This is a genomic window from Frankia gtarii, assembly GCF_025403375.1.
Taxonomy (GTDB): Bacteria; Actinomycetota; Actinomycetes; order Frankiales; family Frankiaceae; genus Frankia; species Frankia gtarii.
This window is the reverse complement of record NZ_JAMPTM010000239.1, coordinates 1-9,968: the sequence shown is the minus strand read 5'-3', so window position 1 is coordinate 9,968 and position 9,968 is coordinate 1. Positions and strand designations below refer to the sequence as shown.

The following is a 9,968-nucleotide window of genomic DNA, read 5'->3' as shown; positions in this document are numbered from 1 at the left end:
GCCCCGGACACCGCCGCTGCGGCCGGGCCCCCGGGGAACCCGCCCGCGATCCGGGCGGGGACGGCCAGGCCGACCGCCTCGAACAGCCGACGCCGCGCGGTGGCCTCATCGATGCCATGCAGGTCCCGGTAGGCAATCGTGCCCAGTACTTTCGGTGGCGTGCAGTCGGCGACCCGCAGCGGGGTCAGCGTGTTGTCGGCTAGGGCGCTGGTCCCCTCCTGCGTGCCCCAGGGCGACGCGAAGTACGCCGGCGAGCAGATCGCGATCGTGCGCCGGGCAAGGGTCATCTGCTCGTTGATCCATTCGCCGACCACGGCCGCGTACTCCAGCAGGGCCAGGCCGCCGAGGTGCATCTTCGAGGAGGACTTCCCGCCCTCGTCCAGCGACTCGAAGCCGCCGGAGCGCTGGAACGCCGCCTTGACGGCGTAGGCCGGGACCTCCTTCCCCCGCTGGGTGGCGACGGTGCCCTCCGTGGATCACTCAGACTGACGCGATCCGCATGATGGTGATCGTGCGCCGGTCCGCGTGTCCGGATCCCGCATTTCCGAACTTCGTTGCGGCCGTCCGGGCCGCGGTATGCGACAAATCCGGCCGAAGGCTCCGGGAATCGACGCAGCACCGGACAGGGAAGATTGCTCCGGGATAGGAACGATTATCCGGCGGGATCCGCGCGACGCGGGGCGTGCTCGACGATCTGATGCTGGAGATACGGCCCGCAACCACGACCCCCGTGACCCCACCGACGCGGCCGGGGCGGCTACATCCTGGGAAAACTCCATCAGAAACCCTCGTCAGTGGCGGTGGCGACGACGGGATGGTGCCTGCTGTTGGCGGTGCGCCGACCCGCACCGCACGGCGGCCGACTGCCCCGCCCTGGGTTATCCCAGGCACCAGCCAACCCGCCTGTCCGGTGAGCGTCGAAGTTGTGATGTTTCGCGGCGGTTATGGCAGGCTGTATCGATATGAGTACGGGAATGGGGGTCCCGGTGTCGAACGGCTCGGCGGGGGAACCGGCGGGGTCATCGCCGGTGGATTTCTTCGTCTCCTACACGGGGGCGGATGAGGAGTGGGCGACGTGGGTCGCCGGGGTGCTGGAGGCGGCGGACAGGTCGGTGCGGGTGCAGGCGTGGGACTCCCCGGCGGGGACGAACTTCGTCGTCTGGATCAACGAGCAGATGACCCTTGCCCGGCGCACGATCGCGATCTGCTCGCCGGCGTACTTCGCGTCGCCCTGGGGCACGCAGGAGTGGACCAGCGCCCTGGCCGACAACACGCTGACCCCGCTGCGGGTCGCCGACTGCCAGCTTCCGGCCGTGCTGTCCACCATCAGCTACCGGGACCTGCATGGCGTCGACGAAGCGGTCGCCCGGCGCCGGCTGCTGGAGGCCGTCGGCCTGGTCACGCCTTCCCGGGGCCCCGTTAGGTATCCCGACGATACAGATCCGGTGCGGGCGGAGTTCCCGGGCAAGGTGTCGAACGCGCCGGGCCATGACCGGCATTTCATCGGTCGTGCGGCGCAGCTCGACCAGATCCGCCGGCGGCTGGCCGCCGGCCCGGTGGTGGTGACCGCGCTGCACGGGATGGGCGGGGTCGGCAAGACCCAGCTGGCCGTCGAGTACGCCCACCGCCATGCCGCCGACTACAGCCTGCTCTGGTGGGTCGACGCCGAGCAGACGGCACTGATTGCCGAGAAGATCGCCGCCCTGGCCGGGCCCCTCGGTCTGCCCTCAGCCCTGCCCGTACCGGACGCCGCCACGGCGGTCCTGGCCGCGTTGGGCCGGCGGGGGGACTGGCTGCTGGTGTTCGACAACGCCGAACAGCCCGGTGCCCTGCGAGGCTGGTTGCCGCCGGGATCTGGCCATGTGCTGATCACCTCCCGTAATCCGGATCCGGCCTGGAACGCGCTGGCCGCGACCGTGAAGGTGGATCTGCTACCCCGCGCCGACGCGGTCGCCCTGCTGACCCGCCGCCTTCCCGGCCTGGATCCGGTGGTGGCGGACGGGTTGGCCGGCGAGTTGGGGGATCTGCCGTTGGCGTTGGCGCAGGCCGCCGGCTACCTCACCCGCACCCGCCTGCCCCCCGCCGACTATCTCGCCGCGTTTCAGGCCCGCCGTCAGCGATTCCTCGGTGAAGGCGACGACCTGCTGCACGCCGGGCGGGTCGACACCTGCTGGTCGCTCTCCCGGGACCGGCTGAACGATGAGGCGCCGGCCGCCGTGCGGCTGCTCGAGCTGTGCGCGCTGCTCGCTCCCGATCCCATCCCGCTAGTCCTGTTCACCGCCCGGCCTGGTCTGCTCGACGAGCCGCTCGCCGGGATCGCCGGCACCCATCCCACCCTGGACGACACGGTCGGCGCCGTCGTCGACTACTCGCTGGCCCGCCGCACCGGGGACAGCATCGTCGTTCACCGCCTGATCCAGACGGTCATCGCCGGCCAGCTCACCCGCACCCGCCGCCGGGAGTTGACCGACACCGCCGCCCGCGTCCTGGCTGCCGCCGCCCCCGGTGACCCGCAGGATTCGGCGACCTGGCCGGCATGGACCGCGCTCGGCCCCCACCTGCTACACGCGGTCGACCGGCTGCACGGCGCCGACGACCCTCATCGGCTCCGCCACCACGCCACCCGGTTCTGCTACCAGTTGTATGCCCACGGCAACTATCCCGCCGCTTACGCCCTCGCCACCGACCTCCACCGGCAGATCACCCTCCGCCTCGGCTCCGACCACTCCGACACGTCGAGCATGGTCACGGTCGACCCACCGCGCGAGTCGGCGGAGAAGATCGCCCGCATGGCGCTGGCCGAGCTGGCCCATGCGGCTAAGGATCCCGTTCCTCCGTGGCGCCGGTCGGGCGTGCGGGTGTTGGGGCTGCTCGCGCTCGTGATCCTGCTCCTGGCTGCGGGGGTCGCCTGGATAGTCTGGCCGCAGGCGGATGGCTCACCGCACGACTGCCGATCGCGCGCGGGTGTGTCGGTGTCCTGGGTCGATGGCCAGTGCATCGGTTACAGCGACGGCAGTTACCGGTTCAACAGCGGGGGGACATCGCCGTCCGCCATGGCCCTGCGCGAGGTGCAACAGAAGATCCATGAGCAGAACCTGTGCGCGGCGGAGCTCAACCACCGTTCCGTGCCGGAAGCCCAGTACCGGCTCATGACGCTGGTCTACTTCGCCGGTTTTACCGGGGAGACCGACAGTGCCTGGACGGGCGCTCAGGTCGCGGAGCTCGAGGGGCTGCTCACCTGGCAGCGGGAACTGAACCGGATCAAGGGCGGTCGGGGGGGATGCGCGGACACGTCGGAGAGCTCGGTGGGGGTGGCGTTGCGCGTCGTCATCGCTAACGGGGGAAACGCGATGACGTACGCGACCCGGGTGGCCCACGACAATCTTGTACCGTTGGCCACCAGCCCCGCGGAGAATGTGCTCGGGGTCATCGGCATGGATCGCAGCACCCTGGAAACCGGCCAGGCCATCATGACCCTCGGAAAGGCCGGCGTGCCCGTGGTGGGGACGACTCTGTCGGGCGATGGCATGCAGGATTTCTCGCCGCTGTATTTCCAGATGGTGCCGGACGACGAGCGGGAGGCCCTGCTGGTTACCAGCTACGCCGCGAAGAACGCGAAGACGAGGATCAGCGTGTACTACCCACAGCCGCCCGCGGACACCTATGACGCGGGTCTGCCCGCGGTGGACGACCGCTATGTCTACACCATGGTTCGCGACATCCGGGACCAGGTCCGGCGGAGCGCCGACACCATGCCCGGCACCGTCCTGACCTACGATCCGCGCGGCTGGGGACCGGGGCAGGCCACATCCGACTGGTTCAGCAAGCAGTGCGCGACGCAGCGCCCGAACGATCTGATCTTCTACGCCGGCCGGCACCCGGAATTCCCCGAGTTCATAACCGGCATGAAATCGTGTCTGGATCCCGGCCATTTGTTGCTTGCCGACGACTCGGTGTCGCGGTTCGTGGTTCAGGCGGCGGGCGGGAACGAAATCGCGGGCGCTTTCCGGTACGTCGCCAAGGGCGCTTCGGTGCTGCTTGCGGGCAAGGAATGTTTTAACGGGAGCCTGGGGAAAAGCAGCTCGCCATTCGTGACGGGCTCGCTGCGGGAATTCTGCACCAACCTACACAACATGTATGTCAAGACCGGGATGACACAGCCCACCACGGTCTGGCCGGACGAACGGATCGGCTTGGCGTACGACGCGACGAAGCTGTTCGTCGACATCGCCAGGAATCGGCCGAATGTTACCCGCGCGAACATTGGGGACGAGCTGCGGCGCCCCTTCCCAGGCAGGGAGCAGTGCGCCGACAACGCCAACTCCGCGACCGCGTGGCCGGGGGCGACCGGGTGCCTCGACTTCGGCGCCTCCCAGGTCGCGGTGACCAAACGGCTGGCAATCATCCGCCTCGACCTCGGCTCGACCGAGCTACCGAGCACTGGTGGCACGCCGAACCAGGACCCGGAGGCCGACGACCGAAACATCTGCAAGTACGTCATCAGCGGCCTGGAGCCGAAAACCACAGACTGCTTCGGCCGGCGGCTCGCACCGCTGCCGCTGACGACAGGTCCTGCCGGTGCCATCGGCGGGTAGTTCACGTCGATCCGGCCTTCGGGACGGGCGCGGTCAAGGTGACCCCCGCGCACGACCCGAACGACTTCGTCATCGGGCAGCGCCACGATCTGCCGACCACCACGATGATGGACGAGCGGGGCATCATCACGACCCACGGCCCCTTCCAGGGGCTCGGCCGCTTCGAGGCCCGTTCGGCGATCCTCGCCGCGCTGCGGACGGAGGGCCGGATCGTCGCGGACGTCCACGCCGCGGATCCCGGCGAACGCGTGAACGTCCGCGGCGATCTTCGCCTTGTCCGCAGCCGTCAGCCGAGCCCGGCACGTAGGCCGCGTTGTCGTTCTTCTGGACCTCCCCGAGCTTGCCCTGGTAGGAGCCGCCGACCGCGCCCAGCAGCAGCCAGCCCACCGCGAGGACCGCGAACACATAGACAACCCGCGGCCGCCGGCGGCGGGCTGAGCCGGATCCGCCCGTTCCTTCCCCGGGCGGCCGACCACCGGGCGCGGCGGCGGGGTGCCCGAGGGCGGCTGCCCGCCGGCGGGGCCGCCTCTACATCCTGAGAGCACCGACGAGGACCCGGACCGGTTCAGACGAGGCTGCCCACCTCGGCGGCGGCCCGCGCGGCGAGCAGAGTGTTGCGCAACAGCATGGCGATGGTCATCGGCCCGACACCGCCGGGGACCGGGGTGAGCAGGCCGGCGACCTCGCGCACGGCGTCGAAGTCGACGTCGCCGCGAAGGCCCTGCTCGGTGCGGTGCATGCCGACGTCGATGACGGTCGCTCCCGGCTTCACCGCGTCCGGGCCGATGATCGCCTGCTTCCCGGCGGCGACGACCAGCACGTCCGCACCGCGGCAGACCGCGGCCAGGTCCCGGGTGCGGGAGTGGCAGATCGTGACGGTGGCGTTGCGCCCGACCAGCAGCTGGGCGACCGGACGGCCGACCAGCTCGGAGCGCCCGACGACGACGGTGGGGGCGCCGCTGAGCTCCACGTCGTAGGCGTCGAGCAGCTCGATGATCCCCGACGGGGTGCAGGGCCGCAGTCCGGGCAGGCCGCGGGCGAGCAGGCCGACGCTGGGGGTCGTCAGCCCGTCGACGTCCTTCTCCGGTGGGATCCGCTCGACCAGCGCGGTGCCGTCGAGCCCCTCGGGAACGGGCAGCTGGAGCAGGATCCCGGAGACCGCGGAGTCCGCGGCCAGGGAGTCCAGCAGAGCGGCGATCTCGTCCTGGGGGGTGTCGGCGGGCAGATGCTGGTGCAGGTCGGCCATGCCCGCCTCGACGCAGGCCCGACGCTTGCCGCCGATGTAGACCGCGGACGCCGGGTCGTCGCCCACCAGGACGGTCGCGAGCCCCGGCTGGCGGCCCGTGGCTGCTCGGAATTCGGCGACGTCCCGGCCCACGTCCGCACGTACTCGCGCGGCCACGGCCTTACCATCGATGATCACTGCGCTCATATCGGCCTTTCGCCCTCACGATGTCCGGTCGGATCCGCCGTCGACGACCCGGCGCGCCGCCCAGCACCGCGTCACGCGGCCGGCGTCGGCGACGGCCCGATCGAGCACGCTACGCCAATCCGCCGCAACGGTGCCCGCGAGCGTCCCCGGCCGATGACCGGAGGATGGGATGGAATGCCTCGCGACCCGGCGGCGGGCCACGGCGGTCCCCATCGGCCCGCCCTGCCCGGACTCTGCTACCGCCTCACCTCCGCCGGGGTCGACCGGGCCCGGCACGGAGATCGTCGACAGGGCGGCCGCAGCCTCATGCGGCGTTCTAGCCTGGACGGGTGCCGGATTCCGTGAGCTTCGACCGCATCGCCCATCGGTACGACGCCACCCGGGGCGGCGACGAGCGGGGGCGGCTCGTCGCCGAGGCGGTCGCCCCGCGTTTACCCGGGAACCGGTTGCTGGAGATCGGCGTGGGCACCGGGTTGATCTCGCGTGCCTTCGCCGAGCGGGGCAGGTCCGTGGTCGGCGTCGACCTGTCCGCCCGCATGCTCGCGCATGCCCGCGGGCGCCTGCCCGGCCGGATCGTCCGTGCCGACGCGGCGGCCCTGCCGTTGCGCACCGGGTCCGTGGACGCCTGCCTCGCCGTCCACGTCCTGCATCTCGTCGGGGATCCCGCTCGGGTCCTCGCCGAGGTCGCTCGGGTGCTGCGGCCGGGTGGCCTGCTCGCGGTCGTCGGCGTCGCGGAGCACGCTCAGCACAGCGACGTCACCGCCGTGCTGCGGGACCTCAACGAGGCGCTGTATGCCGATCGACCCCGCCGGGACCGGCCGGAGCTCCTCCTGCCGGCCGCCGAGCGCAGCGGGCTGCGGCTGGTCGAGGAGTTCTTCTTCGCACGAGAGGAGCGGGAAACGCTCACCCCGACCGAGGCCCGCGCGCAGATCGAGGGCCGGCTGTGGTCGACTCTGTGGGACCTCACGGACCGGCAGTGGACGACGATCGTCGAACCGGCCGTCGCCGCACTGCACCGGCTGCCCGGACCCGACCGGCCTCGGCCGGGCGGCCGCCGTTCCCACGCAATGATCCTGCGACTGACCGACGCCGCCGGCGAGGGCGCGCCACTCCAGGAGCCCTGACCAGCCCTGCAACGGCGCGGGTGCCCCACGACAGCCTCCGCGGGATCACCGGGTCAGGTGCCGAGCCTGCCAGGGGACAGCGAGCGGACCATCGGCAGGCTCGGGGTCGGCACCGCTCCGAGCCAGAGCCGCACTTCACGGGCGGTGCACAGCCGCACCACCCGGGCGGCCGCGCCGTGCGCGTCGAGAGCCCGCAGCAGGCGGGCCCGGCCGTCCCGCGGGTAGTTCCACAGCCAGCGAAGGAACGCCAGGTCCAGCTTCTCGGGGCAGCCGGCGGCGGCGTCGGGACGGTTGCGGCCATGCCAGCGGGCCCAGCGGCGCACCACCCGGGCAATGGCGATCCGCCGCGGCAGGTCGAGGAAGACGATGAGCTCGGCGGCGGGGATGCGCAGATCGAGCGTGCCGCCGTAGTTGCCGTCCATCACCCAGGCCGGTTTCGCAACGAGGCTGGCGACGACGGCGCGCCACTCTTCCACCGGCGTCGCGACCCAGCCGGGCCGCCAGAAGTGCCGGTCGAGGTGCACCGCGGGCAGGCCGGACTGCCGCGCAAGCTCACGGGCGAGGGTGCTCTTGCCGGCGCCGCCGCTGCCGACGACGAGGACCCGCTGGACATCGGGGGTCATCGACAGCGGGCCCTGCCGGCCCGTCCCGAGCGCATTCACAACGCCAGTGTCCCACCGGGGCGATCGTTCCGCGTGCGGAACGTGCCGCTTCGACCCACCCGTGCCCACCCGGATCGGGGCGGGCCAGACGGCTACCCGGCGCCGAGCCGGCGCTACGCCAGCCCGGCGGTCCCCCTCAGGCGGCGAGGGTGTGGTGGGCGAAGAACTCCCACATCACGGCGGAGGCGTTCGGTGCCGGCGGCGGCGGATCGGCCTGCTCTCGTGGCCGGGTGCCCCCCGGCCAGGCATGCCCGGCGCCGGTGATGCTGTACAGCTCGACGGCGCCGCCGGGCGCGCACGGGCCATAGACGTCGTGGACGACGGCGCCCTGCCGGGAACGGGCCGGCGTGGCCGGGCAGCCGTCGCGGCCGGTCCAGAACGCCATCGCCTCGGCCACCGACCGGTCGGCGCGCTCGTCGCCCTGACGCAGCCCGATGGACGACTCGCCACCGTCGTAGCGGACCTTGCCGTCAGCGGTGCCGTGGAAGGCGATGACCGGTAGGGGCCGGCTCGGCGTGCAGGCGGTGGTGTTCATGGCGCCGGAGACGAGGGCGATCGCGGCGATGCGCCCGGTGAGTTCGCAGCCCAGCCGGTAGGACATCATCGCGCCGTTGGACATCCCGGTGACATAGATCCGCGCCGGATCCACCGGGTATTCCCGGGGTAGCTGGTCGAGCAGGGCGGCGATGAAGCCGACGTCGTCGACGCCGTTGTCGTGGGCGTAGCCGCAGCACGTGCCCGCGTTCCAGGTCAGCAGAGCCGTCTGGCGCCGGCCGGTGCCGTCCGGGTAGACGGCGAGAAAACCCTCCCGGTCGGCGACCGCGCTCATCCCGGTCTGCTGCTCGGCCTGGCGGGCGGACCCGCCGCCGCCGTGCAGGACGAGCACGACCGGCAACACGCCTCTGGTCACCGGCGCCGCGCTGGTCCCGGGCGCCGTGCTGGTCCCGGGCGTCGCACTGGTCGCGGGCGTCGCACTGGTCGCGGGCGTCGCACTGGTCGCGGGGACGGCAACGGACGGCACGTGGACGAGGTAGGTGCGCTGACGGCCGTCGGGGGTGGTCAGTGTGCGCCCCGTGGTACCGGCGTGCAGCGCTGGCCCGCCGGTACTCCCGACCGTGGCCGGGGAGGCCGGGAGCGGGGAGGTCGAGAGCGGGGAGGCCGACATGCCGCCCCCGCACGCACCGAGGGTGGCGAGAAGCAGGACACCGATGACAAGACCGCCCACGGCGGCCAGCGCGGGGCGCGGGGACCGTCGGCGCCACGGCCGGCCTCGAGCCATCCCGCCGGATGCCTCGCGCTCCGCCCCGGACGAATGCACCCGACCCCGTCCGACTGTGCCGGCGGTGTCCCGCCGCATCCACGACCTCACGTCGCCGAAGGTAGGGCCGCCGGATGTGAGAAGGGTGAGAGATCAGCTGGGACGACTCAGCCGAGACCGCGGGAGTCCTGCTTGAGTGCCGTGTCGATGGTGAGGGCGGCGGCGACGACCAGGCTGTGCAGCGGCTGCGGCAACGGCCGGTGGATCTGGACGACGTAGTTGTCGGCCGTGGTGAACATCGTCCGCATGAGGCCCTCCCAGGTCTTGGTGACCCGGGCGACCTCGACGTCGGCGTGGTCGACGATCGAGAAGTTCCACGCCCGCCAGTTCTCCGCCTTGATCGCCCCGACCGTCGTGCCGCCCGACTGCAGATCGAACCGGATCCGGCCGAAGACGTTCTGCTGCGCGATGACGCCGAGTTCCGCGCCGTCCGGCAGCGAGACGATCACCTTGGACTTGAGCACCTTCGCCGGTCGGTGCAGGAGCAACTGGACGGTGCCGGCGGCGTCGCGGACCTCGAGACGGTGGGAAAAGTACTGGTCCCAGGAGGTGAGCACCCGTGCAGCCTTCTTCAGCGCGCCCTGGCCGACCTCCACGACCGAGCCGATCTGACGGCCGCCCTGGTCGAACACGGCGTACTCGTTCGTCACCTCGATGATCTTGGTCTTCTGGTTGACCACAAGCACGGGCTCGCTGAACAGCGTCCCGCCACCCGGCCCCGCCGATTGCACACCGGCCTGTTCCTGGACCTGCCGTTGCACCTGCTCGGCGTTGTAGTCGGTGTGCACCGCACCCGGCTGCACGCCCAGCGGCGTGCCCCACGCTGTCTCTTATACA

7 protein-coding genes are annotated in these 9,968 nt (G+C 71.6%); 2 read left to right on the top strand and 5 right to left on the bottom strand.

The annotated features are described in order from the left end of the window. The coding region (locus NBZ83_RS25305; RefSeq protein WP_261575932.1) for a toll/interleukin-1 receptor domain-containing protein at positions 1–353 on the bottom strand (353 nt) is incomplete at its 3' end. A 609-nt stretch (positions 354–962) separates the two neighbouring features. Here NBZ83_RS25305 and fxsT point away from each other — a divergent pair. Further along, entirely contained in the window at positions 963–4,595 is a 3,633-nt protein-coding gene (gene fxsT / locus NBZ83_RS25300; protein ID WP_261575931.1) for an FxSxx-COOH system tetratricopeptide repeat protein, read from the top strand. A 565-nt stretch (positions 4,596–5,160) separates the two neighbouring features. Here the strand turns inward: fxsT and folD are convergent. Further along, positions 5,161–6,027, bottom strand: a complete 867-nt coding sequence (gene folD, locus NBZ83_RS25290) for a bifunctional methylenetetrahydrofolate dehydrogenase/methenyltetrahydrofolate cyclohydrolase FolD (RefSeq protein WP_261575929.1) — start codon at positions 6,025–6,027, stop codon at positions 5,161–5,163. A gap of 329 nt (positions 6,028–6,356) precedes the next feature. On the opposite strand from folD, the gene NBZ83_RS25285 reads away from it, so the two are divergent. After that, complete coding sequence (locus tag NBZ83_RS25285) at positions 6,357–7,151, top strand: class I SAM-dependent methyltransferase (RefSeq protein WP_261575928.1); 795 nt, start codon at positions 6,357–6,359, stop codon at positions 7,149–7,151. Positions 7,152–7,204: 53 nt separating this feature from the next. Here the strand turns inward: NBZ83_RS25285 and NBZ83_RS25280 are convergent, their stop codons facing one another. The 3 genes from NBZ83_RS25280 to NBZ83_RS25270 form a co-directional block, all read right to left on the bottom strand. Continuing rightward, the gene (locus NBZ83_RS25280) at positions 7,205–7,774 is read right to left on the bottom strand and encodes a P-loop NTPase family protein (protein ID WP_261561689.1); all 570 of its coding nucleotides are present in this window, start codon (positions 7,772–7,774) and stop codon (positions 7,205–7,207) included. Between the two features lie 175 nt (positions 7,775–7,949). Further along, a complete protein-coding gene (locus NBZ83_RS25275) occupies positions 7,950–9,131 on the bottom strand; it encodes an extracellular catalytic domain type 1 short-chain-length polyhydroxyalkanoate depolymerase (RefSeq protein ID WP_261575927.1) in 1,182 nt (393 codons plus the stop codon). Between the two features lie 107 nt (positions 9,132–9,238). Continuing rightward, complete coding sequence (locus tag NBZ83_RS25270; protein WP_261575926.1) at positions 9,239–9,934, bottom strand: LURP-one-related/scramblase family protein; 696 nt, start codon at positions 9,932–9,934, stop codon at positions 9,239–9,241. Positions 9,935–9,968: the final 34 nt, after the last annotated feature.